Below are 22,815 nucleotides of genomic sequence, written 5' to 3'. Positions count from 1 at the left end.
GACGGGTGACGCCCAACTCTATATGATGCCTTGGTCGAAGAGCCTCCTCTCCGTCGAACGTAGCTGGTCTCCCACCCCCTTCCTCTTCATGTCGGAAAGAATGTCGGCTAGATGTCCCTCATGGCCCACGTCGATGAGATTTTTCTCGATCTCGTCGATGTCGAATTGCAGGCGATAGACGAGATCGCGCTTCATCAACGGGCATTCGAGGTATTTCTTGTATAGGAACCCGGCCGTATGGATTTGCGAGCGCGTGGCAATACGCTCGCAAATCTTCGACGCGATGCCAGCTCGGCTTTCATTCTTGAAGCGCGACAAGGGGAGCCTGATCTCCCGGCAGAGATAGGTGATCGTCGACTCGATCTTGTCGGGGGCGATCTCTGCGAGACGATGCTCGATCCTGCTGGTGGTGTAGATGGAGGTGATCGACTCCGCTATTGGCAGAATCGCTTTAGAGAATCCGATCTCTCCCTTTCGGATCGCCCACAGGCGCGAGTTGACCGGAAGGTAATCTGTCCAGAACTTTGAGAACTCCAAGCTTCTGATGATTCGCTGGCTCACCGAGAAGCAGAAGGACTGAACATGATAGGCATGTTGCCAGTTTTCGAACGAACCGGTTACGTCCGCTTGCGAGCCCGCCAAATCCTGAAAAAGGCCGGTCAGTCCCTTTTTGAAAAAATACACGCTGTCGTTGAGATAGATGAGGCGTGCCGGGTGCTCATTTTCGAGCAGATAGAGCGTTGCGTCCCGGTATCCGCCAATGTCGAAGCCGGAATTGTTGCGAATGATGATCTTCGAACATCGTTGCCTGAGATCGAGCAACCGCTCCGGATCGAGGTCATGATTTACGACCAGGATCACATTGGCCTGGCTTTCGTCCAATGATGCGAGCGCGTTGTCGACATACCAGGGTGTCTCCTTGGGCTGCCAAATCAGAAAAATGGCGTACACACCGCCTAGGTGATGCCGCTCGCCCTGATGAACCTGATATGGTTCTTCCTTTCCAAGGCGTCGATTCAGCGTGGCCCTGATGACCTCGACATCGTGGTAGCGAAATTTTGCAACACGCTTCTTGAGGGATCGCAGCAGGTGTCGTTTCGGCATTTCGATCCCTGTCTGGTGCTGCACTGGCCGCCGGACGGTCAGATGACACGACGGAATGCTGCTGGAACGTGACGATCTGGAGCGTTTCTTGACGTGAGCCGCTTCCGATATTAGGCAGGCTTGCTGCTGGTTGGTAGGTCAACTTCGATCCGGCCACAAGGAAATCCCCTCGCGGAGGAGCGGAGACGACCGTCCATGCTCGAACGGCGCGATACTTACGACGCCCTCTACCGCGATTTCCGCTGGCATATCCCGCAAAGGTTCAACATCGGCACTGCCGTTTCCGATCGCTGGGCGCTAGTCGATCCTGACCGCACCGCGCTGCTCGACTACCGCGTCGATGGTGCAGCCAACACGCTGTCCTTCGGCGAGCTGTCGCGCCGCTCCAACGCTTTCGCCAATGCCTTGCGGGCCCGGGGCGTGCGCCGTGGCGATCGGGTGGCGCTGCTTCTGCCGCAAGGCTTCGAAACAGCCATCGCCCATGTCGCGATCTACAAGCTCGGTGCGATTGCCGTGCCACTGGCATTGCTGTTCGGCGTCGAGGCGCTCGAATACCGGCTGCAGACGGCGGGCGTCAGGGCGATCGTCACCAACGAGGCCGGTTTCGCCAAGGTGAGCCAGGTCAGTGGCCGGCTGCCCGAGCTGGAAACCGTGATCGTTGTCGGCGGCGGCGATGTCGATGATTTTCATCGCCTGCTCGCCGCGCATTCGCCTGACTTTACCGCCGAGGACACCGGCCCGGATGATCCGGCGATGATGATCTTCACCTCCGGCACGACAGGCCCGCCCAAGGGTGCGCTGCATGGCCATCGCGTGCTGCTCGGCCACCTGCCGGGCATCCAGATGGCGCAGGAGTTCCTGCCGCAGCCCGGCGACCTGATGTGGACGCCGGCTGACTGGGCCTGGGCCGGCGGCTTGCTCAATCTGTTGCTGCCCGGGCTCTATTTCGGCCTGCCGGTGGTCGCCGCCCGCTTCGACAAGTTTGCTCCCGAGGCGGCGTTGCTGCTGATGGAAAAGATGGCGGTGCGCAACGCTTTCATTCCGCCGACGGCGCTGCGCATGCTCAAGGTCGTGCCCGACATAGGCAAGCGTTTCCGGCTCAACCTGCGCAGCGTTGGCTCGGCCGGCGAAGCGCTCGGCCGCGAGACCTACGATTGGGCCGCCGCCGAACTCGGGCTCGTCGTCAACGAGTTCTACGGCCAGACCGAATGCAACGCGGTGCTGGCCTCCTGCGCTGGCCTCGGCATCAGCCGTGGCGGTTTCATCGGCAAGGCGGTGCCCGGCCATCGCGTTGCCATCATCGACGGCGACGGCCGCCGGGTGCCAGCGGGCGAGCCCGGCCAGATCGCCATCGCCCGGCCGAACCCGGTGATGTTTCTCGAATACTGGCAGAGCCCCGAGGCGACCGAGAAGAAGTTCATCGGCGAATGGATGACGACAGGCGACCAGGGCATCGAGGACGAGGACGGCTACGTCGCCTTCTTCGGCCGCGATGACGACGTCATCACCTCGGCCGGCTTCCGCATCGGTCCCGGCGAGATCGAGGATTGCCTGACCGGCCATCCCGCTGTCGCGCTCGCCGCCGCCGTCGGCAAGCCCGATGCGCTGCGGACCGAGATCGTCAAGGCCTATGTCGTGCTGAAAGATGGTGTCGCAGGCGATGCGGCGCTTGCCGAAGAGATAAAACTCTGGGTGCGCGAGCGGCTGTCGGCGCATGAATATCCGCGCGAGGTCGAGTTCGTGGATTCGATGCCGCTGACTACCACCGGCAAGGTCATCCGCCGCATCTTTCGCGACCGCGCCAGGCGCGAGGCGAAGACGATCTGAACATGATCCCGAAAAGTGGGAGGCTAGGCCCTAGCGCTTCTTGAGCAAGCTGCGCACGCGGTCGCGCAGCTTGACGGCGAGCTTGCGCGTCTCGCGATAGAGGTGAAGCTGCGAGGCTGCCTGGCGGGTGACGCGGTCGGCGTCGGGCGTCAGCCCGACGACGAAGGTGCCCATCGGCTTGCGCTCGCTCCACATCTTGCCGACCATCGGATGATCGGGCACGGCGCAAGAGTCGGTCATCATGATGTTGGGGTCGTCGAGGTGTTGGCCGGTCACCGCCATCATCAGGAGCACGCCCGGCGAAAAAGCTGCCAGCGTCTCGTCATAGGCGGTCTTCCAGGTGTAGGCGACGCCGGCCTCGACGAAGACGACGAGGCTGGCAATGGTGCGGCCGTCCAGCGTCAGCGTATGGATGCGGCACATGTCCTGCTCCGACATGCGGTGCACCGCTTCACGCGCGAAGGCGGCGCGGTAGCGGTCGATCGCCATGGCGGTGCGCTGGCGACCCTTCCAGCCGGACGCCTCCAGCGTCAGGAACTGCTCGATGGCGTGGCGCACGTCGTCCTGGGTGCGGGCGACATTGTGCTCGACGACGCCCTGGTCGGCGAGCCGGCGGCCCAGCCGACGGAATTCCTTGTAGTGGCGGCTGCCGAGCGATTCCTTGAGATAATCCTCGCCCTCGGCGTCGCTTTCGAGGAAGGGCCGCTCGAATTGGCCGGTCACGACGAGCGGCAGGCCGCGCGATTCGGCGGTTGCGCTCAGCATGCGCGCCACGGCGCCGTCGAGGCGCATGTCGGGCATCACGAACACCTTTGGCAGCTTGAGATGCGGCCTCGCCAGCATGGCGAAGAAATCGGCGATCACCCCTTCGGGGTCGTCGCGGTCAAGCAGCGGCGTGCCCAGCGGCCCGAATGGGCTCGACCATGTCCGCATCACTGGTATGCCCAGCGGCACCGCAGGCTTTTCGACCGAGTAGGGCACGAGCAGCCGCAGCCTGCTGCGGTATTCGGTGCCGTCGCGGATGACGGCGAGGCGCACCTCGCGGTCCTCGAGACGCGGCATCGCCGGCGCCAGGAAGCGCGGGTTGAAAAAGACGTTGGGTTCGATTGTGCGGGCACAGAGATGGTCGAGTTCCTCGACCAGGTCGAAGCCGGCGGACGCGGGATAGATCGCAAGCCGGCGCAGCGGCCTTTCGGCCGATGTCAGTTCGAGATGGGCGAGGTCGGCGGCGTCGGCCGGCAGACCGGCAATGCCGGCGATCAGCGAGCCCGCCGGGCCGCCGCTGGTTTCCTCGAGAAGCGGGATGGCTGCCATCAGGCGTTCTCTACCGTGCGTTTCGTGGGGATGAACAGGACCATGACGATGCCGAGCTTGCGCCAGACGGTGAAGGAGAGGGCTGTGGCTTCGAAAATCATCGCCGCCGAGGTGGCAATCGCTGCACCCCACAGGCCCAGCGTCGGGATCAGGATGACGTTGAGGCCGATATTGAGGGCAAGTGTTGCGGCATAGACCATGGCGCAGACATTCTGGTAGCCGCTCATCGTCAAAAGGCTTTCGCATGGGCCGACCGCCGAGCGCGCGACGACAGCCGCCACCAGCAGGAACAGCAGCGGGTAGCCGTCGGCGAAGCCGGGACCGAACATGCCAAGCAGCGGCTCGCCGAGCAGCAGCACCACCATGCCCATCAGAAGCGATGGCCAGAAGGTCCACGATACCGTCTCGCGGGCGAAGCCGCCGAGCTTTTCCGGTTCGCTATGGGCGATCTGGGCGTAGCGTTGGGCCACGCCCGCCTTGACGGCGAAATAGACGAAATGCACAAGCGCCAGCGTCTTCACGGTGGCGAAATAGACGGCCACCTTGTCGGGCTCCATGTAGAAGCCGACCATCAGCACGTCGGCGTTGGTGAGCAGGAAGAAGAAGCTCTCGACCAGGAAGATCGGCAGCGAGATCTTGAGCCAGTAGCCGAGCCGGAAGTTGCGCGGACCCGCAGGGATGCGCCTGTCGGTGCGCGAGGTGACGCGGATGAGCTGGGTGATCGTTGTCACGTAGGTGGCGACGATGGAGGCCAAGACGGCCGTTTCCGCGGTCGGCGCAAGACCCGCCGCGACGGCTATGGCCATGAACACCAGGATCAGCACCGGCCGGGTGATGTAGGTTGGCACGAGTGCTGCGAAGGCCCAGGAATTGGCCCGCGCGAGGCCCTGCAGCACGTCGGACAGGGCCAGCATCGGCAGACAGGTCATGCCGAGGAAGAACGGCACGACGTAGTAGCTCTCGATGCGGCCGGAAAAGGCCCAGACGCCGGCCATTCCCAGCGCCGCGATGACGGTCGAGGCAATGATCACGAACAGGCGGCTGGCCAAGAGCACGCCGCGCAGGTCGTCCAGCATGCCCCTTTCGCGGTATTCGGAAATGAAGCGGATGATCGAGGTGTGGAAGCCGAAGCAGGACAGCGAGCCGACGATGATCATCGACACCCACACCAGGACGAAGATGCCGTATTCGAAGCTGCCCATCCAGCGCGCCAGCAGCACCTGGCTGACGAAGGCGATGGCCGCGCTGACAATGCGCACCGCAAAGGCAAACAGCGACATGCGGCCGGCTTCGCCGCGCTCGTCGGCGCTGAAGAGGATCGCGTCGACGCGGCGCAGCAACGGGGCGAGGCGCGAGGCAATCTGCCCCGGCAGCCACCTTTCGGCCGTCATCGCTGCGGAAAAACGCAACTCGATACACTCCATCTTCCGCGATTTCGCTCACAGCAGTAGCCGAGAGCCATTAAGAAACGGTTGGGTAGGCCAAACAACGGCGGGGAGGGACGGCATGATCTCCGAAGACGAGCGTAAATCGATGCTGCGGGCCCATTCGATCAGCCCGAAGATTATCCGTTATCTCGAGGAGATCGGCATCGAACGCCTTGCCGACCTGCGTGGTGCCGATCCACAGCAGATCGCCATGCGCATCGACATCGCTGTCGGGCGCAAGCACATGAACAGCCTGGGCGTTGCGGCGCTGCGCAACCTCATCGATCTGGCGAATAATGAGCCTGGCTGAATGAAAAAGGCCTGGCGCGGGGCCAGGCCTTCGTCAATTTGCATCTACCGGCAGCCTTCGATCAGGCGAACGCGCCGTGGCAGTGCTTGTATTTCTTGCCCGAACCGCACGGGCAGGCTTCGTTGCGCGAAACCTTGCCCCATGTCTCGGGGTCGTTGGGGTCGCGGTCTTCGGCGGCGACGACGCGGCTGTCTTGCAGCACGGCGACCGAACCTTCGCCAAAATCGTCCTCGCCGGTGGTGCCGTCGATATGGTGGCCGAACATTTCAGGGGTTTCCGGCGGCGGAGCCTCGGCTGCCTGGCGCACCAGTTCGACGCGCATCAGCTGCGAGGTCACGGCCTGGCGGAGGTTGCCAAGCATCGCCTGGAACAGCTCGAAGGCCTCGCCCTTGTATTCGTTGAGCGGGTCGCGCTGGGCATAGCCGCGGAAGCCGACGACCGAGCGCAAATGGTCGAGATTGACCAGGTGCTCGCGCCACAGATGGTCGATCGTCTGCAGCACGACCGAGCGCTCGACATAGGTCATGACCTCGGGGCCGAAGCGCTCGGCGCGATCGGCCGCGGCCTTGTCGGCTTCGGCGGTGATGCGGTCGCGCACTTCTTCTTCGGCGATGCCCTCTTCCTTGGCCCAATCCTCGATCGGCAGGTCGAGGTTGAGATACTGGATCACGCCTTCCTTGAGGCCATTGACATCCCATTGCTCGGCGTAGGCGTTTTCGGGGATGTGCTTGGAGACGAGATCCTCGATCACGTCGTGGCGCATTTCGCCGACGATCTCGGTCAGGCTGGTTGCGTCCATCAGCTCGATGCGCTGTTCGAACACCACCTTGCGCTGGTCGTTCGACACGTCGTCATATTTGAGCAGGTTCTTGCGGATGTCGAAGTTGCGCGCCTCGACCTTTTTCTGCGCCTTTTCCAGCGCCTTGTTGATCCAGGGGTGGACGATCGCCTCGTCTTCCTTGAGGCCAAGCTTCTGCAGCATGCCGTCCATACGCTCGGATCCGAAGATGCGCATCAGATCGTCCTGCAGCGACAGGAAGAATTTCGACCGGCCCGGATCGCCCTGGCGGCCCGAACGGCCGCGCAGCTGGTTGTCGATGCGGCGGCTTTCATGGCGCTCGGTGGCAAGCACGTAGAGGCCGCCGGCGGCGAGCGCCTTTTCCTTGAGGCGGGCGATGTCCTCGCGGATCAGCTTTTCCTTGGCGTCGCGCTCGGGACCGGCTGGCATGTCGGCCAGTTCATCGGCGATGCGCATGTCGGCGTTGCCGCCGAGCTGGATGTCGGTGCCGCGGCCGGCCATGTTGGTGGCGATGGTGATCGAGCCCGGCTTGCCGGCCTGGGCGACGATCGCGGCTTCACGTTCGTGATGGCGGGCGTTCAGGACCTCAAAGTCCTTGAAGCCGTCCTTGCGCAGCCGTTCGGCCAACTGCTCGGACTTCTCGATCGAGGTCGTGCCGACCAGGGTCGGCTGGCCCTTGGCGTTGGCTTCCTTGATCTCGCGGACGATCGCCTTGTACTTCTCCTCGACCGTCCGGTAGACCTCGTCGTCCTCGTCGATACGGCTGACGGGCAGGTTGGTCGGAACCTCGGTGACGTCGAGATTGTAGATGTTGCCGAACTCTTCCGCTTCCGTCAGCGCCGTGCCGGTCATGCCGGCGAGCTTTTCGTACATGCGGAAATAGTTCTGGAAGGTGACCGAGGCCAGCGTCTGGTTTTCCGGCTGGATCGCCACGTGTTCCTTGGCTTCGAGCGCCTGGTGCAGGCCTTCCGAGAAGCGGCGGCCGGGCATCATGCGGCCGGTGAACTCATCGATGATGATGATTTCGTTGTCCTTGACGATGTAGTCCTTGTCTTTCTGGAACAGCCGATGCGCCTTGAGCGCATTGTTGACGTGGTGAACCAGTGCGACATTTTCGATGTCGTAGAGCGACTCGCCTTTCAGCAGGTCCGCCTCGCGCAGCATGTTCTCCATCTTCTCGGTGCCTTCTTCGGTGAAGATGGCCGTCTTCTGCTTCTCGTCGACTTCGTAGTCGGAGGGAACCAGGTGGAGAAGGAAGGCGTCGACGGTGTTGTACATTTCCGAACGGTCCTCGAGCGGACCGGAAATGATCAGTGGCGTGCGGGCTTCGTCGACCAGGATCGAGTCGACTTCGTCGACGATGGCGAAGAAGTGGCCGCGCTGCACCATCTGGGCGCGCTCATACTTCATGTTGTCGCGCAGATAGTCGAAGCCGAGTTCGTTGTTGGTGGCGTAGGTGATGTCGCAGGCATAGGCGGCGCGGCGCTCTTCGTCGGACAGGCCGTGCACGATGATGCCGACCGAGAGGCCGAGGAACTTGTAGAGGCGGCCCATCCATTCGGCGTCGCGTCGGGCGAGATAGTCGTTGACGGTAACGACATGTACGCCCTTGCCGGTCAGGGCGTTGAGATAGACGGGGAGGGTGGCGACCAGCGTCTTGCCTTCGCCAGTGCGCATCTCGGCGATGCCGCGGCCGTGCAGCACCATGCCGCCGATCAGCTGGACGTCAAAGGGACGCATGCCAAGCGCGCGCTTTGCGCCTTCGCGCACGGTGGCGAAAGCCGGGACCAGCAGGTCGTCGAGCGTGGCGCCGTTGGCGAGATCCTGGCGGAACTGCTCGGTTCGCGCCCGAAGCTGATCGTCGGTCAGCGCCTGCAGTTCATTTTCCAGTGCGTTGATCGCTTCCACCCGGGGCCGGGTCGACTTGACGCGGCGGTCGTTGGAGGAACCGAAAATCTTACGGGCGAGACCGCCGAGACTGACCATCAAGTGGTCCTTTCAATTCGAATGAAGCCGACTGTCCGCCGGCTGAACCTGCCGGGGACATAGGATGGCAGACTCAACACGAAAAGCGCCCGGAAAACGGTTCTGGACGCGAAGACGATGGACAGATAAGAGGGGGCACACCTTATGTCAACGTTGCAGAGAGCCTGCCGGAGACGCCAAATTCCGCCACATTCAGGTTGATTTGGAAGTGCGGTCATCACCCCACCGGAGAGTTTAGATGTCTTTTTCGTTCCGTAGCGCCTCGCTTGCCCGCGTCGGGCTTGCCGCCGGGCTTGTGGCGCTGTCGTCGCTGCCGCTGGTTGCACAGGAAACTGCGCCTGCACCCCAGGCCGTTGCCCCTGCAGCCGCTGCCGTCGATCCGAACGCGATCGTGGCGACGATCAACGGTCAGAACGTCACAGAGGCCGACATTTCCCTTGCCGAGCAGGACCTTGGCCAGCAGTTTGGCAACCTGCCGCCTGAGCAGCGCCGCGCCGCCGCCCTGTCGTCGATCATCGAGATCCGCCTGATGGCCGCCCAGGCCGTCGAGAAGGGCCTCGACAAGGATGCCGACTTCCAGCGTCGCGTCGCCTTCCTCGACCAGCGCGCCCTGCATGGCGAACTGGTGGAAAAGGAAGTCGCCGGCAAGATCACCGACGACGAGATCCGCGCCCGCTACGACAAGGAAATCGCGGCCCAGAAGCCGGTCAATGAGGTCCATGCCCGCCACATCCTGGTCAAGACCAAGGAAGAGGCCGACGCGATCATCAAGAAGCTTGAAGGCGGCGACGACTTCCAGAAGCTCGCCAACGAAAACACCACCGACCCGTCCGGCAAGACCTCCGGTGGCGATCTCGGCTTCTTCGGCCCCGGCCAGATGGTGCCGGAGTTCGAAAAGGCTGCGCTCGCTCTCGAAGTCGGCGCCTACACCAAGGAGCCGGTGCAGACCCAGTTCGGCTGGCACATCATCAAGGTCGAGGACAAGCGTTCGCAGCAGCCGCCGGCATTCGAAACCGTCAAGGACCAGGTCCGCTCGCTGCTGATCCGCGAGAAGTACATCGAACTGGTCAAGCAGGTGCGTACCGCCGGAAAGGTCGAGATCACCGATCCGGCCTTGAAGAAGGCGATCGACGCCATCGACGCCTCGAAGTAATTTTCAACGCTTCCAACTCAAAGGGCGGTGCCAGTGGCGCCGCCCTTTTTGTTGGCGTTGCATGACGTGCGTTACCGCGGGCGAGCGTCAGCGATAGCGGGTCGAGGCCTTGAATGCGGCCGGGTCACCGGCTGCCAGCGCGCCGAAGAATTCAGGCACACGCACCGCCAGCATCATCAACCAGAGCAGGGGCCAGTCGGCTGGTCGGCAGAACTGATCGCCCACTGACCTGACCGTTCGGTGGTTTTCCCTGAAGGACGCCATCACCGCGCTGACGGCCAGTCCCAGTCGCGAGCGATCGCTGCGCTTGCGCAGTTTCATCAGGGCGAACTGAAAACCCTTGTTGCGGCGCACGTCCCAGATGAAACCGAGGCCTTCATAGGCGTGGATGGAGACGGCGCGCGGGTCGACCGCCATTTCGATGCCGTCCTCGTTCATCAGGTCTTGCCTGATATGCGCGCTTACGAAGGGTCCCTGTCCCGGTTGGAAACGATAACGCTCGAGCAGCGCACGCCGATAGATGGCGCCGTTACTGGAAACGTGGATCACCTTGCCATGGCGGTCGCGGCACTCGATGAAACCGCGATCGAGCAGCGACATCACCCGCTTCATCATGCTGCCGTCGCCATAGGAGGTCCGCCCGGAGACCGCCTCGGCGGTTGGGTTCTCATCGAGTGCCTTGTGCAGCGTCGCCATCCATCCCGGTTGCGGCAGGCAATCAGCTTCGACGACCGCGATCAGTGGCTGGTGGCAATAAGGAAGCGCGGCATCCTTGAGCTGGGAGGATTCGTCGCTGTCGTGGGTGATGACGACGACCGACTGCGCGCCGTAGGAAAAGTTGCTGCCAGCCGGCAGCATGACGATGATTTCGGCCGGCACGCCCGCCTTGTCGTGCAGATAGGCCTCGATCGACTGGCGCAGCTCGCCGTCGCCGTCGGCGGAGAGATAGTCGGAAACCACGATCAGGCTGATCGGCAGCAGCGGCGGCCCGGTGTCGTCCATCGTCGATTACCCCCTGACAGCAATGCCGTGGACGATATGCCTGATGGCCTGCCTTAGCATAGCCTCGTCCTCGTCGAGCCGGCCGGTCAAGAGGTGCACCCAGGCATAGGACGAGACCATGTCGGCGACCTGGCTGGGGTCGACGTCGGCGGCCACTTCGCCGCGGGCCTTGGCCCGCTCGATCAGCTTGCCGGTATGGGCGCGGCGGCCGCGTGCATATTCGGCCAGCGCTTCGGCGGCGGCCGGGTCCTGCTGCGCTTCGGCGATCAGCGAGCGAAAAATGTTGCCCGAAGGTGTGTCGCGCCATTGTGAAAACAGGCTTTTGGCGAAGATGAAGAGATCTTCCTCGATGTCGCCGGTGTCAGGGTAGGTGATGTCGCGTTTCTGGCGCTGGTAGACCTCGAGCAGCAGCGCCGTCTTGCTCGGCCACCAGCGGTAGATCGTCGGCTTGCCGGCGCGGGCCCGGCGCGCCACTGCTTCGATCGAGAAGCCGGAATAGCCGTTTTCGATCAGCACGGCTTCCGCCGCCTCGAGGATGGCTTCGGCGCTTTCCAGGCTGCGCTTGGCGCCGATCGATTTTCGCGCGCTGTCTGCTTCGATGCTCATCTCGTTCTCCGGTTCTCCAATTCTTCTACACCACCTCTTGACGAAACGAAACGGCCCGTTTTATATAACGAAACGTTTCGTTCCGATGGAGTTGAAGATGACTGCCTCTCAAACCCGCTTTTCCCGCCCGCGTTTCGCCCTCATGGTCCTGCTCGGCGTCTACCCCCTTATCACCGCAATTCTCTACATCATCATGCCATTGACCGACGGCTGGACGATTTGGCAGCGCACGCTGCTGATTGCGCCGCTGATGGTATCAGTGATGATCTGGGGCCTGATCCCCACTGTCCAGCGCGTCTTCCGCGGTTTCCTCAATCCGGTCGTCGGCTGAGGCTCGCCCACGTCTTCGTGAGGTTAAAACGCCTTGCGAAGCCTCGCGCTATCGGGCAAACGGTGCCAACTTCAACCGTTTCCCGAGCCCGCAGAGGTTCCCTGATGTCGACTGCCGTTTCCCCGCTTGCACCCAAGAAATACCCCAAGATGCCCGCCATCGATGGCGTGCGCATCGCCACCGCCGAAGCGGGGATCAAGTACAAGGGCCGCACCGACGTGCTGGCCATGGTGTTCGACGAGGGCACAACGGCCGCCGGCGTGTTCACGCGCTCCAAGTGCCCGTCGGCCCCGGTCGACTTCTGCCGCCAGAACCTGCCCGGCGGCAAGGCGCGCATCCTGGTCGTCAATTCCGGCAACGCCAACGCCTTCACCGGCAAGAAGGGGCGCGAGACGACCTCGCTGACCGGAGAGGCCGCGGCCAAGGCTGCCGGCTGCACCCCCGGCGACGTGTTCTTGGCCTCGACCGGGGTGATCGGCGAGCCGCTCGACGCCGGCAAGTTCAGCCACCTGCTCTCCGGCATGGTCAAGGACGCCAGGCCCGACCAGTGGACCGAAGCGGCCAAGGCGATCATGACCACCGACACCTATCCCAAGGTGGTCACCGCGACCGTCAAGCTTGGCGACACCGACGTCACCATCAACGGCATCGCCAAGGGTGCCGGCATGATCGCGCCCGACATGGCGACGATGCTGTCTTTCGTGGCCACCGACGCACCGATCGCTGCTGATGTGCTGCAGGACATGCTGTCGCGCGGCACCGCCAAGACCTTCAATGCCGTCACCGTCGACAGCGATACCTCGACCTCCGACACGCTGATGCTGTTTGCCACCGGCGCTGCCGCCAGGCGCGGCGCGCCTAAGATTTCAGATCCCAAGGATGCGCGGCTCGCCTCGTTCCGCCGCGCGCTCAACAAGATGCTCAAGACGCTCGCCCTTCAGGTGGTGCGCGACGGCGAGGGCGCGCGCAAGCAGGTCGAAGTCACTGTCACCGGCGCCAAGTCGGCGCGCTCGGCCAAGCGCATCGCGCTGTCGATCGCCAACTCGCCGCTGGTCAAGACGGCGGTCGCTGGCGAGGACGCCAACTGGGGCCGCGTCGTCATGGCCGTAGGCAAGGCTGGCGAGCCCGCCGACCGCGATCTTCTGTCGATCTGGTTCGGCGACAATCGCCTCGCCCACAATGGCGAGCGCGATCCGGGCTATTCGGAAGCGGCGACCTCGGCCTATATGAAGGGTGACAACATCGCCATCCGCGCCGACATTGGCATTGGCCGCGGCAAGGCGACGGTGTGGACCTGCGACCTGACCAAGGAATATGTCGCCATCAACGGCGACTACCGGAGCTGATAGCGCACGTGAACCAGAACCGCCCGTCGCACGAACTCGCGATCGTCCGCCGCTACGAGGCGGCGGGATTTCGCGCCTGGCCGGCGGCGGCGGTTCATTATGACGGCACCTGGCTGGTCCGGCTCACGGCGGGTCATCCGGCCAAGCGGCTCAACTCCGTCAATCCGCTCGACCCCGCCGACATCCGCAACATTCCCGACCGCATCGCCCGCGCCAGCCGCCGCTTCGAGGCCTATGGCCGCCCGCTCACCTTCCGCATGTCGCCATTGTCGGGGCCGGCGATCGCCGCCCATCTCGACCGCGAGGGCTGGAGCACATTCTCGGAATCGATGGTGATGCGGCTGCCGCTCGACGACGGCGTCGTCGAAAGCGCCATGGACCAGATACCGCTCAAGGACATCGGCCGCTTCGTCAGCGCCTCGATGGCGGTGCATGGGCTCGACCCCTCGCTCAGGCCCGGCCTGTCCGAGATCATTGGCGCCATCCAGCCGGAAGCCGGCATGTTCGTGCTCGAGCAGGACGAGCAGCCGGTGACCGCGGCGATCTGCGTCCACGACACCGATCTTGCTGGCCTGTTCGAGATCGCCACCACCGAAGCCGAGCGTGGCAAGGGTTTTGGCCTCAGGCTGATCCTATCGGCGCTGAAATGGGCCCGCCTGCGTGGCGCGCGCCAGGCCTGGCTGCAGGTCGAGGCCGACAATGCCGGTGCCATCCGCCTGTACAAGAAGATGGGCTTCAAGGAAGTCTATCGCTACCACTACCGCCGCCCGCCGGAGGCCTGACTTGACCCAACAGGGAAAACGCCTGCTGCTGGTGGCTGCCTGCGCGCTCGTCGATACCGACGGCCGCGTGCTGCTGGCCCAGCGCCCCGAAGGCAAGTCGCTCGCCGGGCTGTGGGAATTTCCCGGCGGCAAGGTCGAGCCGGGCGAGACGCCCGAGGAAACGCTGATCCGCGAGCTGCGCGAGGAGATCGGCATCGAGACCAAGACGGCGTGCCTGGCGCCGCTGACCTTCGCCAGCCACACCTATGACGATTTCCATCTGCTGATGCCGCTCTACGTCTGCCGCCGCTTCTGGGGCATTCCGGAGCCGAGGGAAGGTCAGGTGCTGAAGTGGGTGCGGCCCAAGCAGATGCGCGACTATCCCATGCCGCCCGCCGACGAGCCCCTGATCCCGTTCCTCATCGATCTGCTCTGACGCGGCATATTAGTCAGCGTTAAGCCAAAGTTTATCCAATCGTGAAAAGTTGAATGGCCGCCGCCTGTCTCGGCTGCGCATCGACACGGCTTTTCGCGGGGGACGTTGCCAATGCAGGCTGACAACGAGTGGGACCTGATCCGCCCCGAGCGCTCGTCCTCGACTGCCAGGGCGCGGGCCGGCATCCTGCGTGTCGCGCTGCTGTTCGGCTTCGTGGCGATCGCGCTGACGCTGTTCGCCACGCCCTTCCTCGAAGACAAGACGCGCCCGCTGATCGGCCAGGTTCGGTTCGACGGTCTCGACTACACCGCTACCGGCTCGGTCAACCGCAATTCCACCTACACGCTGCGCCGCAGCGTGCTGCAGGATACGCCGCAGTCGGTTTGCGTCATCAACGGTAACGGCCAGCGCAGCGGCCAGTGCTGACGGTCCCGGCTTCATCGCCCGTTAAGCCTGCGCCGTTAACCTTTCTTAAGATGTCGGCCTTATGGTCTCACGCAACAAAGACGGGTGGACGCGACCGATGATCAGGCGATTTCTCAGGGACGAAAGAGGCGCCACAGCGATCGAATACAGCCTGATCGCGACGCTGATCGCGATGGGAATCATCGGCGGCCTGGGACAGTTCGGCACGGCACTCACCGCCTATTGGGAAAACATCGACGCCAAGGTCGCGGCACCCTGACGCCTTGGAGCCTAGCTCTTTCCCTCATCCCCCAGCACCTTGGCCAATGACACCTGCGCCGAACCCGGCTTGAGCGGCTTCTGCTGCGAAGGATCGGGCGCCCAGCCCGACAGCCAGACGAACGAAAAGCTTGCCCGCACGCGCCCGTCCGGGTCGGAAAAGCGCTCGGCATAGATCTCGGCCGCGCGCTGGAACAGCCGCCGCGTCGCGGGTTTGCGCGAACGGTCGGCAAGCGCGCTCGTCACACCCATCGCCCGGAGATCGGCCATCAGCCCGAACATCGTGTCGTAACGCACCGTCACCGTCTCGACATCGGCGACAGGCAGGGCAAATCCTGCCCGCTGCAGCAACCCGCCGGCATCGCGCACGTCGGTGAAGGGGATCACCCGCGGGCTTGCTCCGCCTGAAAGTTCCGTCTCGGCTGCAAGCAGGCTCTCGCGCAATTCGACGAGTGTGCCGGCCCCGGCCAAAACGCCAAGGAACAGCCCGTCCGGCTTCAGCGCGCGCCTGATCTGGATCAGCTGGCCGGGAATGTCGTTGGCCTCCTGCAGCGCCAGCAGCGATATGGCGAGATCGATGCTCGCTGGCTCGAGTGCGATGGTCTCGGGATCGGAGACGATGCCCGGACCGCCGCCGAGAAAGGCCTCGTCGGCTTCGACGCGAACCAGTTCGGTGACCTTGCCGCTGGCCGCCAGCACCGCCGTCGCCGCCGGGCTTACCGAAAAGATCGCAGCACCGCGCGCGAAGCTGCGCTCGACGGTGGCAAGCCGTTCGCCGAGATCTTCCGCCGCACGCGCCATCAGGAAGTCGGCACCGGCCACGCCTTGCGCCAATGCGCGCCGACGGTGGGCGATCACGAGGCTGGCGTCGAAAATGGCTTGCACGTCAGGATGTCCTTGTTCGCCGGGTTTCTGCTATGGTCGCCCGACCCAGAACTGTCGTGGCCGATCCGATGCCGGAGATCAAGAGCCTCGCTTTGTCAGTCGCCGCCTGGCCGGCGCGATTGCTGTTTCCGCCTGTATGTGCCGGCTGCCGCCGCCAGGTCACGCAACCCGGCGCGCTCTGCGGTGCATGCTGGCCAAAGCTGCGCTTTCTCGAAAAGCCGTGGTGCGAGGTGATGGGCACGCCGTTCAGCCACGATTTCGGCACCGGCTTCCTCTCGGCCGAAGCGATCGCCAACCCGCCGCCCTTCGCCCGGGCCCGCGCCGCGGTTGCCTACACCGGCATTGCGCGGCGCATGGTGCAGGGCCTCAAATTCCACGACCGCACCGATCTCGCGCCATGGATGGCGCACTGGATGCTCAGGGCCGGCGCGGAGCTTGTCGCCGATGCCGAAGTCGTCGTGCCGGTGCCGTTGCACTGGCGTCGCTTCTTCTGGCGCAAGTTCAACCAGTCGGCGGAGCTTGGCCGCACCGTCGCATCGCTCTCCGCCGTGCCGTTTGCGCCGACAGCCGTCCGCCGTATCAGGCGGACGCGCCAGCAGATCGGTCTCGGCCAGCGCGAGCGCGAGGACAATGTGCGCGCCGCGTTCGTCGTTCCGCCCGAGGCGGAGATCGATGTCAGGGGCAGGCGGGTGCTGGTGATCGACGACGTCTACACCACCGGCGCCACTGTTTCGGCAGTGACGCGCGCGCTCAGGAAGGGCGGCGCCAGCGCTGTCGACGTCCTGACCTTCGCGCGTGTGCTACCGGGGGACTTCCGGCCCGACGAGGCAGACACTATATAGTCGACCAAGGACAACGGATTTTCGTCATGGTCGATGTGACTATCTATACGCGCATGATGTGTGGCTACTGTACTGCGGCCAAGCGCCTTCTGGAGCGCAAGGGCGTTGCATTCACCGAACATGACGCTAGCTTCTCGCCTGAGCTTCGGCAGGAGATGATCACGCGCGCCAATGGCCGTGCGACGTTCCCGCAAATATTCATAGGCAACACCCACGTCGGTGGTTGCGACGACCTGCATGACCTCGATTCGCAAGGCAGGCTCGACCAACTTCTTGCAGCCGGCGCATAGAGCTGAGGACGGACCATGGCGATTTTCAAGGCAGCGGCAGTGCAGATGCGTTCGGGCAAGGAGCCGGAGCGTAACGCGCGCGATTTCGAGGCTCTGGTCCGCGAGGCCGCAGGGCTCGGCGCGACCTATGTGCAGACGCCCGAGATGACCGGCGCCATCGTCGGCGACAAGGACGCGCGTGCCGTGGCGTTCACCTCGGAGGATCGCGACATCATCGTCGCCGCGGGCCGCAGGCTCGCCGCCGAGCTCGGCATCCATCTGCATGTCGGCTCGACGGCAATCGTCCGCGCCGATGGCAAGCTCGCCAACCGCGCCTTCCTGTTCGGCCCCGATGGCGCAACGCTTGCCGTCTACGACAAGATCCACATGTTCGACGTCGACCTCGACAATGGCGAGAGCTGGCGCGAATCCTCGGCCTATGAGCCGGGCACCGAGGCCGTGGTTGCCGACACCTCGCTCGCCAGGATCGGCTTTGCCATCTGCTATGACCTGCGCTTCCCGCAGCTGTTCCGCGCCGAGGCGCTTGCCGGCGCCGAAGTCCTGACCGTTCCGGCCGCCTTCACGCGCCAGACCGGCCTTGCCCACTGGCATCCGCTGCTGCGGGCGCGTGCCATCGAGAACGGCGCCTTCGTCATCGCCTCCGCCCAGGGCGGCACGCATGAGGACGGCCGCGAGACCTTCGGCCATTCGCTGATCATCGACCCGTGGGGCCGCATCCTTGCCGAGGCCGCGCATGACGAACCCGGCGTCATCGTCGCCGAGATCGACACCCAGCATTCGGCTGACGCGCGCAAGAAGATCCCCAATCTCAAGAACGCGCGCGAGTTCAGCGTGGCGCTTCGCGGAGCCGGCCAGGGAGCGCTCCGGGGAGCCGCGTCTTGATCCGCTTTTCGCTGCATTGCGACCACGCGCATGACTTCGAGGGCTGGTTCCGCAGCAACGACGACTTCGAGACCCAACGCAAGCGCGGTTTCGTCTCTTGCCCCGAGTGCGGCTCGCAGAAGGTCGAAAAGGCGCTGATGGCGCCCGCCGTCTCGACCTCGCGCAAACAGGAAAAGGTTGCCCTTGCCATGGGCGAGCAGCAGCGCAAGATGATGGCAGCACTCAAGGAACTGTCCGAGAAGGTGCGTGAGAACGCCGAGAATGTCGGCGACAAATTCGCCGAGGAAGCGCGCAAGATCCATTTCGGCGAGACCGAAGCGCGCGGCATCTATGGTGCTGCGACAATCGACGAGGCCAAGGGCCTCGCCGAGGACGGCATCGAGTTCATGCCGCTGCCGGTGTTTCCCGACGACCGGAACTGACAGGAAGACGTTCCATTCTCCCATTGTGGGGTGTGGAGTGGTGGCTGAAGGCCAGGAAAAGCCAACGGTTTGCTTTTCCAACGACGAACGCCCGGAGCCATAGCGGAGAGCAGGGTGGTACCCCGGAGGGGGGATGACAGGTGCTGGGGCTTGGGGGTAGCGCGGACTTGGAAATTCAGAAGCACCGCATGGCGGATTATCCCTATCCACTTCACACCAACCGCGAGCTCGAGATGATGCTGGCAGGCACGAAGCCCTTCGCTGTTTTCGCGCACGAGCGCGTCGAGGGCTTTGAGAAGTGCGATGCGCTGGCCGGTCAGGACTTTGACGCTCACGTGAAAAGTGGTGTGCTGTCCGAGCAAGTCAGGACTATCCGGCACACGTCGAGTGGCGTCGATATCGATTACTATTTTTATGCGCTGCCCCCGGCGAGGAATGGCGCGTCGAAGCCTGTTTGCTGCTGCTTGAAATGCTGCATCGAGGCGCCTGGTGCCGCCAGCTGGAATGGTTGCACGGGAGGCTGCTCGGCTACACCGACGAGCAGAACGAGTATCATCTGGCCCGCACCTATCCGGAAGGATGGAAGCGTTGAGGCGGCGCCCCACGCTAGCGGGGCGCGCCCAAACTCAGATGCGCTGTCCCACGTCGATCCGGTTGCCGTCGGGGTCGGCAAACACGAACGCGCGCTGGTCGTAATCCTTGTCTTTCAACGACTTGATGATCCGAACGCCGGCCGCCTCGCAAATCGCGTAGAGCGCGTCGATGTCGTCAACGAACATGTGAAAGGCATTGACGGTCGTCGGCGCGTGATCCTTGCTCTGGCTCAGATGGATCTCGGCGGCGTCCTTCTTCAGCACCATGAAACCCACGGGGTTGCCGTTCTCGAACACTTTCTGCATGCCAAGGATCTCGGAGTAGAAGCGGAATGCCGCCTGGATGTCGCGGACGGCAAGGCCTGGGGCCGCCCGGCCGAAGGTGATCGAATGAATAGGGGATGGGCTCATCGCGTGCTCCTGATGTCGAACGGCAGGGGCGGCGATGCGCGTGCCGGGTGAGGAGCGGTGTCCCTGTCAGGCTCGCATGGAAACGAACGCGAGGGAAGTCCCGCCGAGCCGTGGCGTAATCTGCCCGGCGAACACCGGCGCGTCCAAGCCTGTTCGTGGCTGCTTGCATTGCTGCATCGGGGAGCCTGGTGTCGCCAGCTGGATGGCTGAAGGGCGGATCGCTCGGCTATGCTGGCGAGCAGAACGAGTATCCGGATGACGCTGAAGCCCTGTGCGCTGTGCTTGAGCTAGGGTCGGCTGACTAACTGGCGCCCTTGTGAAGCGGCAAGATCGCGGCATGGATTCCCGACACTCTCCGCTCGCTTTGCTCGCTCACGAGGCCGGGAATGACGAACTTCATGATCGTCACCGCCAATCGCAGACGTTGGAGATTTGTGGAGACGCCCTCGCACACTCGTCATTCCCGACCTCGTGAGCGAGCAAAGCGAGCGGAGAGTGTCGGGAATCCATGCCGCGATCTTGCCGTTCCAAATACGGTGCAGGATGTCTTGACCACCACAACCCCACACAGGCTGCGTCGCTTCGATGCCGTGGCGGGATCGTTCACCTCACCCACCGGCCAGGTCGAACGCCTTGCGCAGGGTCGCCGGCGCAGTGTTGCGCCACGCCGTCACCAGCGCGCTGCGCAGCGTCTTTGCGTCCGCTGCCGACAGCATCACCCGGGTCCAGCCCTGCTTGCCCCAGCCGCCTTCGACGGGTTGGAACAACGCTGCTTCCGCTCCGCACATCATCTCCTGCTGATCGCGCGTCAGCTTGATCACGGCATTGCCGTCCTCGGGCAGGGTGGCGAAAACGCGGTCGCGGACTCGGAAGTCGGGCTTGCCGAAATGCGATTTCTCGATCGCCCCGGGCAGCTCCAGGGCGATCCGTCTGACATCTTCGGGTGTCATGGCTCCTCGATCCCGTCATGGCGAATTCGCCATTTTAGGGATCGGGGCGCGTGGAGCAAGTTTAAGGCTCTGTTCTGCCGGCGGCGGCAATCGGGCGTTCGACGCCCGACTTCGAAAGAAAGGATGAGACGGCCTCAGGCCGCCTTTTCCGCCAGCACCATGTAGTTGACGTCCATGTCGCGGGATTTCTGCCAGCGGTCGGCCAGCGGATTGTAGATCACGCCAGTGCGGTCGATGGTGGCGAGGCCGGCACCGACGAGCGCCTTGTCGAGCTCTTCCGGGCGCACCAGCTTGCCGTACTGGTGGGTGCCGCGCGGCAGCCAGCGCAGCACGTATTCGGCGCCGACGATGGCAAGGCCGAGCGCCTTGAAGGTGCGGTTGATGGTGGCGACGAACATGATGCCGCCGGGCTTGACCATCTCGCCGCACTTCTTGACGAACAGTTCGACGTCGGCGACGTGCTCGACAACTTCCATGTTGAGGATGATGTCGAATTTCTCGCCCGCGTCGGCGAGATCCTCGGCCGTCGTTGCGCGATAGTCGATGGTCACGCCGCTTTCCGCGGCATGGATCTTCGCCACCTCGATGTTGGTCGCCGAGGCGTCGGCACCGACGACGTCAGCACCCAGGCGCGCCATCGGCTCGCATAACAGGCCGCCGCCGCAGCCGATGTCGAGGATGCGCAGGCCTTCGAACGGCCGCGCGGCATGGGTGTCGCGGCCGAAACGCTGGGCTACCTGGTCGCGGATATAGCCCAGGCGGATCGGGTTGAACTTGTGCAGCGGGCGGAACTTGCCGTTGGGGTTCCACCATTCGGCTGATAGCGCCGAGAACCGCTCGACTTCTCCGGCATCGATCGTCGATGGGCGGGGATCTGGCATTGCTGTGGTCTCCTTCGAGCGCAAGGAAGTCGGGTCTGGCGCCCCGATTGTCAAGGCGACAATTTCCCCAGCCGTCCGATGCTGGCTTGGCACCGGCCTGTCATGGCACGCCGGCAAAAAATGTCGCGCTGATTTGTCTGGCCGGGCGTCCTTGCGGAATGCGCGTGTTTTGGCTATGCAGGCCGCGCATTCGACACCGTGCCGTTCATCGGTGTTTTCACTCATTTTCCGGCCCCTCGGGGCCGGCGTTTATGGCAAGGGCATTTCGCTTCTATGGCGCGCATCGTGATGAAATTCGGCGGGACATCCGTCGCCGACATCGCCCGAATCCGCAATGTGGCGCGTCATGTCAAACGTGAGGTTGACGCCGGCCACGAGGTCGCCGTCGTCGTCTCGGCGATGTCGGGCAAGACCAACGAGCTCGTCGGTTGGGTGCAGGAAGCCTCGAAGGCCGAAGGCGCCAATTTCAATATCTACGACGCCCGGGAGTATGACGCCGTGGTCGCCTCGGGCGAGCAGGTGACGTCTGGATTGCTTTCGCTTGCGCTGCAGGCGATGGGCATCAACGCCCGCTCCTGGCAGGGCTGGCAGATCCCGATCAAGACCGACAACGCCCATGGTGCCGCCCGCATTCTCGACATTGACGGCTCGTTCCTGATCAAGCGCTTCCAGGAAGGCCAGGTCGCCGTCGTCGCCGGCTTCCAGGGCATCGGCCCCGACAACCGCATCGCCACGCTTGGCCGCGGCGGCTCCGACACCTCGGCTGTCGCAATCGCGGCAGCGGTAAAGGCAGATCGCTGCGATATCTACACCGATGTCGATGGGGTCTATACTACCGACCCGCGCATCGAACCCAAGGCGCGGCGGCTGTCGCGCATCTCGTTTGAAGAAATGCTCGAAATGGCTTCGCTCGGCGCCAAGGTGCTGCAGGTCCGCTCGGTCGAACTCGCCATGGTGCACAAGGTCCGCACCTTCGTGCGTTCGTCCTTCGAGGATCCTGATGCGCCCGGCATGGGCGATTTCCTCAACCCGCCTGGTACTCTCATTTGTGACGAGGATGAAATCGTGGAACAGCAGGTCGTCACCGGAATTGCCTACGCCAAGGACGAGGCCCAGGTCTCGCTGCGCCGTGTCGCCGACCGGCCGGGCGTCGCCGGCGGGATCTTCGGCCCGCTGGCCGAGGCCAACATCAATGTCGACATGATCGTCCAGAACATCTCCGAGGACGGCAAGTTCACCGACATGACCTTCACCGTGCCTTCGGGCGACGTGAACAAGGCGCTGGCCGTGCTCGAAAAGATCCGTCCTGACATCGGCTACGACGCTGTCCAGCACGACGAGGGCATGTCCAAGGTTTCGGTCATCGGCATCGGCATGCGCAGCCACGCCGGCGTCGCTGCAACCGCCTTCCAGGCGCTCGCAGCCAAGGGCATCAACATCCGCGCCATCACCACCTCCGAGATCAAGATTTCGATCCTTATCGACGGGCCTTACACCGAACTTGCTGTTCGGACTTTGCATTCCGTCTACGGGCTCGATAAGCAGTAGTATTAGGAGTCGAGCGTCACCGCGT

25 protein-coding genes are annotated in these 22,815 nt (G+C 63.8%); 15 read left to right on the top strand and 10 right to left on the bottom strand.

Annotated elements, in window-relative coordinates; translation table 11 throughout:
- Positions 1 to 18: 18 nt before the first annotated feature.
- Positions 19 to 1,104, bottom strand: coding sequence for a rhamnan synthesis F family protein (locus tag J1C56_RS17180; RefSeq protein WP_214391301.1), 1,086 nt, complete (start codon positions 1,102 to 1,104; stop codon positions 19 to 21).
- A gap of 195 nt (positions 1,105 to 1,299) precedes the next feature.
- On the opposite strand from J1C56_RS17180, the gene J1C56_RS17175 reads away from it, so the two are divergent.
- A complete protein-coding gene (locus tag J1C56_RS17175) occupies positions 1,300 to 2,931 on the top strand; it encodes an AMP-binding protein (RefSeq protein WP_214391300.1) in 1,632 nt (543 codons plus the stop codon).
- A 30-nt stretch (positions 2,932 to 2,961) separates the two neighbouring features.
- On the opposite strand, the gene J1C56_RS17170 is transcribed toward J1C56_RS17175, so the two are convergent.
- On the bottom strand, positions 2,962 to 4,245 hold the full coding sequence (locus tag J1C56_RS17170) for a GNAT family N-acetyltransferase (protein WP_214391299.1): 1,284 nt from the start codon (positions 4,243 to 4,245) through the stop codon (positions 2,962 to 2,964).
- Positions 4,245 to 5,654: a lipopolysaccharide biosynthesis protein gene (locus J1C56_RS17165; RefSeq protein ID WP_214391298.1), complete on the bottom strand. Its 1,410-nt coding sequence runs from the start codon at positions 5,652 to 5,654 to the stop codon at positions 4,245 to 4,247. Before J1C56_RS17165 ends, J1C56_RS17170 begins: the two co-directional genes overlap by 1 nt.
- A 97-nt stretch (positions 5,655 to 5,751) precedes the next feature.
- Between J1C56_RS17165 and J1C56_RS17160 the strand changes: the two genes are divergently transcribed.
- A complete protein-coding gene (locus J1C56_RS17160) occupies positions 5,752 to 5,982 on the top strand; it encodes a hypothetical protein (protein WP_214391297.1) in 231 nt (76 codons plus the stop codon).
- A gap of 61 nt (positions 5,983 to 6,043) precedes the next feature.
- Here the strand turns inward: J1C56_RS17160 and secA are convergent, their stop codons facing one another.
- Entirely contained in the window at positions 6,044 to 8,767 is a 2,724-nt protein-coding gene (secA, locus tag J1C56_RS17155) for a preprotein translocase subunit SecA (protein ID WP_214391296.1), read from the bottom strand.
- 238 nt (positions 8,768 to 9,005) lie between these two features.
- Here secA and J1C56_RS17150 point away from each other — a divergent pair, with 238 nt between their 5' ends.
- Positions 9,006 to 9,920 (top strand): peptidylprolyl isomerase, encoded by a 915-nt coding sequence (locus J1C56_RS17150; RefSeq protein ID WP_214391295.1) that lies wholly within the window; start codon positions 9,006 to 9,008, stop codon positions 9,918 to 9,920.
- Between the two features lie 87 nt (positions 9,921 to 10,007).
- Here the strand turns inward: J1C56_RS17150 and J1C56_RS17145 are convergent, their stop codons facing one another.
- Positions 10,008 to 10,922, bottom strand: a complete 915-nt coding sequence (locus J1C56_RS17145; RefSeq protein ID WP_246591549.1) for a glycosyltransferase family protein — start codon at positions 10,920 to 10,922, stop codon at positions 10,008 to 10,010.
- A gap of 6 nt (positions 10,923 to 10,928) precedes the next feature.
- Complete coding sequence (locus J1C56_RS17140; protein WP_214391294.1) at positions 10,929 to 11,528, bottom strand: TetR/AcrR family transcriptional regulator; 600 nt, start codon at positions 11,526 to 11,528, stop codon at positions 10,929 to 10,931.
- Positions 11,529 to 11,625: 97 nt separating this feature from the next.
- On the opposite strand from J1C56_RS17140, the gene J1C56_RS17135 reads away from it, so the two are divergent.
- The 6 genes from J1C56_RS17135 (at position 11,626) to J1C56_RS17110 (ending at position 15,087) form a co-directional block, all read left to right on the top strand.
- Positions 11,626 to 11,859, top strand: coding sequence for a putative antibiotic biosynthesis monooxygenase (locus tag J1C56_RS17135; RefSeq protein ID WP_246591548.1), 234 nt, complete (start codon positions 11,626 to 11,628; stop codon positions 11,857 to 11,859).
- A gap of 104 nt (positions 11,860 to 11,963) precedes the next feature.
- Complete coding sequence (gene argJ, locus J1C56_RS17130) at positions 11,964 to 13,205, top strand: bifunctional glutamate N-acetyltransferase/amino-acid acetyltransferase ArgJ (protein ID WP_214391292.1); 1,242 nt, start codon at positions 11,964 to 11,966, stop codon at positions 13,203 to 13,205.
- Positions 13,206 to 13,213: 8 nt separating this feature from the next.
- Positions 13,214 to 13,987, top strand: coding sequence for a GNAT family N-acetyltransferase (locus tag J1C56_RS17125; RefSeq protein WP_420797411.1), 774 nt, complete (start codon positions 13,214 to 13,216; stop codon positions 13,985 to 13,987).
- A 1-nt stretch (position 13,988) separates the two neighbouring features.
- Positions 13,989 to 14,402 carry a (deoxy)nucleoside triphosphate pyrophosphohydrolase gene (locus tag J1C56_RS17120; protein WP_214391291.1) on the top strand — a complete coding sequence of 138 codons (414 nt, stop codon included), beginning with the start codon at positions 13,989 to 13,991 and terminating at the stop codon, positions 14,400 to 14,402.
- Between the two features lie 111 nt (positions 14,403 to 14,513).
- Positions 14,514 to 14,828, top strand: coding sequence for a hypothetical protein (locus tag J1C56_RS17115; RefSeq protein ID WP_214391290.1), 315 nt, complete (start codon positions 14,514 to 14,516; stop codon positions 14,826 to 14,828).
- A 97-nt stretch (positions 14,829 to 14,925) separates the two neighbouring features.
- Positions 14,926 to 15,087, top strand: a complete 162-nt coding sequence (locus J1C56_RS17110; RefSeq protein WP_214391289.1) for a Flp family type IVb pilin — start codon at positions 14,926 to 14,928, stop codon at positions 15,085 to 15,087.
- An 11-nt stretch (positions 15,088 to 15,098) separates the two neighbouring features.
- Here the strand turns inward: J1C56_RS17110 and J1C56_RS17105 are convergent, their stop codons facing one another.
- A complete protein-coding gene (locus tag J1C56_RS17105; RefSeq protein WP_214391288.1) occupies positions 15,099 to 15,971 on the bottom strand; it encodes a methyltransferase domain-containing protein in 873 nt (290 codons plus the stop codon).
- 56 nt (positions 15,972 to 16,027) lie between these two features.
- Between J1C56_RS17105 and J1C56_RS17100 the strand changes: the two genes are divergently transcribed.
- From J1C56_RS17100 to J1C56_RS17080, 5 genes are all read left to right on the top strand, one after another.
- A complete protein-coding gene (locus tag J1C56_RS17100) occupies positions 16,028 to 16,813 on the top strand; it encodes a ComF family protein (RefSeq protein ID WP_214391814.1) in 786 nt (261 codons plus the stop codon).
- A gap of 26 nt (positions 16,814 to 16,839) precedes the next feature.
- Positions 16,840 to 17,103 (top strand): glutaredoxin 3, encoded by a 264-nt coding sequence (gene grxC, locus J1C56_RS17095; RefSeq protein ID WP_214391287.1) that lies wholly within the window; start codon positions 16,840 to 16,842, stop codon positions 17,101 to 17,103.
- A gap of 15 nt (positions 17,104 to 17,118) precedes the next feature.
- Positions 17,119 to 17,985, top strand: coding sequence for a carbon-nitrogen hydrolase family protein (locus J1C56_RS17090; protein WP_214391286.1), 867 nt, complete (start codon positions 17,119 to 17,121; stop codon positions 17,983 to 17,985).
- A complete protein-coding gene (locus J1C56_RS17085) occupies positions 17,982 to 18,407 on the top strand; it encodes a DUF1178 family protein (RefSeq protein ID WP_214391285.1) in 426 nt (141 codons plus the stop codon). The genes J1C56_RS17090 and J1C56_RS17085 overlap by 4 nt, the downstream gene beginning before the upstream one ends.
- Before the next feature lie 454 nt (positions 18,408 to 18,861).
- A complete protein-coding gene (locus tag J1C56_RS17080; RefSeq protein WP_214391284.1) occupies positions 18,862 to 18,999 on the top strand; it encodes a hypothetical protein in 138 nt (45 codons plus the stop codon).
- Positions 19,000 to 19,033: 34 nt separating this feature from the next.
- Here the strand turns inward: J1C56_RS17080 and J1C56_RS17075 are convergent, their stop codons facing one another.
- The 3 genes from J1C56_RS17075 to ubiG all read right to left on the bottom strand — a co-directional run bounded on the left by J1C56_RS17075 (position 19,034) and on the right by ubiG (position 21,242).
- Positions 19,034 to 19,411, bottom strand: coding sequence for a VOC family protein (locus tag J1C56_RS17075; protein ID WP_214391283.1), 378 nt, complete (start codon positions 19,409 to 19,411; stop codon positions 19,034 to 19,036).
- A 608-nt stretch (positions 19,412 to 20,019) separates the two neighbouring features.
- Entirely contained in the window at positions 20,020 to 20,361 is a 342-nt protein-coding gene (locus J1C56_RS17070; protein ID WP_214391282.1) for an MmcQ/YjbR family DNA-binding protein, read from the bottom strand.
- Between the two features lie 134 nt (positions 20,362 to 20,495).
- Positions 20,496 to 21,242 carry a bifunctional 2-polyprenyl-6-hydroxyphenol methylase/3-demethylubiquinol 3-O-methyltransferase UbiG gene (gene ubiG / locus J1C56_RS17065; RefSeq protein WP_214391281.1) on the bottom strand — a complete coding sequence of 249 codons (747 nt, stop codon included), beginning with the start codon at positions 21,240 to 21,242 and terminating at the stop codon, positions 20,496 to 20,498.
- A 273-nt stretch (positions 21,243 to 21,515) separates the two neighbouring features.
- Between ubiG and J1C56_RS17060 the strand changes: the two genes are divergently transcribed.
- A complete protein-coding gene (locus tag J1C56_RS17060) occupies positions 21,516 to 22,790 on the top strand; it encodes an aspartate kinase (RefSeq protein WP_115730732.1) in 1,275 nt (424 codons plus the stop codon).
- The last annotated feature ends 25 nt before the right edge of the window (positions 22,791 to 22,815 follow it).

This window comes from Aminobacter anthyllidis (genome assembly GCF_018555685.1).
GTDB classification, from domain to species: domain Bacteria; phylum Pseudomonadota; class Alphaproteobacteria; order Rhizobiales; family Rhizobiaceae; genus Aminobacter; species Aminobacter anthyllidis.
The sequence above is the reverse complement of the archived record's forward strand: the minus strand, read 5'-3'. Positions and strand labels throughout refer to the sequence as shown.

Coding starts and splice junctions, on each gene's coding strand:
- J1C56_RS17180 (WP_214391301.1), bottom strand. CDS start 1,104: ATGCCGAAACGACACCTGCTGCGATCCCTCAAGAAGCGTGTTGCAAAA.
- J1C56_RS17150 (WP_214391295.1), top strand. CDS start 9,006: ATGTCTTTTTCGTTCCGTAGCGCCTCGCTTGCCCGCGTCGGGCTTGCC.
- J1C56_RS17110 (WP_214391289.1), top strand. CDS start 14,926: ATGATCAGGCGATTTCTCAGGGACGAAAGAGGCGCCACAGCGATCGAA.
- J1C56_RS17140 (WP_214391294.1), bottom strand. CDS start 11,528: ATGAGCATCGAAGCAGACAGCGCGCGAAAATCGATCGGCGCCAAGCGC.
- J1C56_RS17090 (WP_214391286.1), top strand. CDS start 17,119: ATGGCGATTTTCAAGGCAGCGGCAGTGCAGATGCGTTCGGGCAAGGAG.
- secA (WP_214391296.1), bottom strand. CDS start 8,767: ATGGTCAGTCTCGGCGGTCTCGCCCGTAAGATTTTCGGTTCCTCCAAC.
- J1C56_RS17115 (WP_214391290.1), top strand. CDS start 14,514: ATGCAGGCTGACAACGAGTGGGACCTGATCCGCCCCGAGCGCTCGTCC.
- J1C56_RS17175 (WP_214391300.1), top strand. CDS start 1,300: ATGCTCGAACGGCGCGATACTTACGACGCCCTCTACCGCGATTTCCGC.
- J1C56_RS17170 (WP_214391299.1), bottom strand. CDS start 4,245: ATGGCAGCCATCCCGCTTCTCGAGGAAACCAGCGGCGGCCCGGCGGGC.
- grxC (WP_214391287.1), top strand. CDS start 16,840: ATGGTCGATGTGACTATCTATACGCGCATGATGTGTGGCTACTGTACT.
- J1C56_RS17075 (WP_214391283.1), bottom strand. CDS start 19,411: ATGAGCCCATCCCCTATTCATTCGATCACCTTCGGCCGGGCGGCCCCA.
- ubiG (WP_214391281.1), bottom strand. CDS start 21,242: ATGCCAGATCCCCGCCCATCGACGATCGATGCCGGAGAAGTCGAGCGG.
- J1C56_RS17060 (WP_115730732.1), top strand. CDS start 21,516: ATGGCGCGCATCGTGATGAAATTCGGCGGGACATCCGTCGCCGACATC.
- J1C56_RS17145 (WP_246591549.1), bottom strand. CDS start 10,922: ATGGACGACACCGGGCCGCCGCTGCTGCCGATCAGCCTGATCGTGGTT.
- J1C56_RS17070 (WP_214391282.1), bottom strand. CDS start 20,361: ATGACACCCGAAGATGTCAGACGGATCGCCCTGGAGCTGCCCGGGGCG.
- J1C56_RS17160 (WP_214391297.1), top strand. CDS start 5,752: ATGATCTCCGAAGACGAGCGTAAATCGATGCTGCGGGCCCATTCGATC.
- J1C56_RS17135 (WP_246591548.1), top strand. CDS start 11,626: ATGACTGCCTCTCAAACCCGCTTTTCCCGCCCGCGTTTCGCCCTCATG.
- argJ (WP_214391292.1), top strand. CDS start 11,964: ATGTCGACTGCCGTTTCCCCGCTTGCACCCAAGAAATACCCCAAGATG.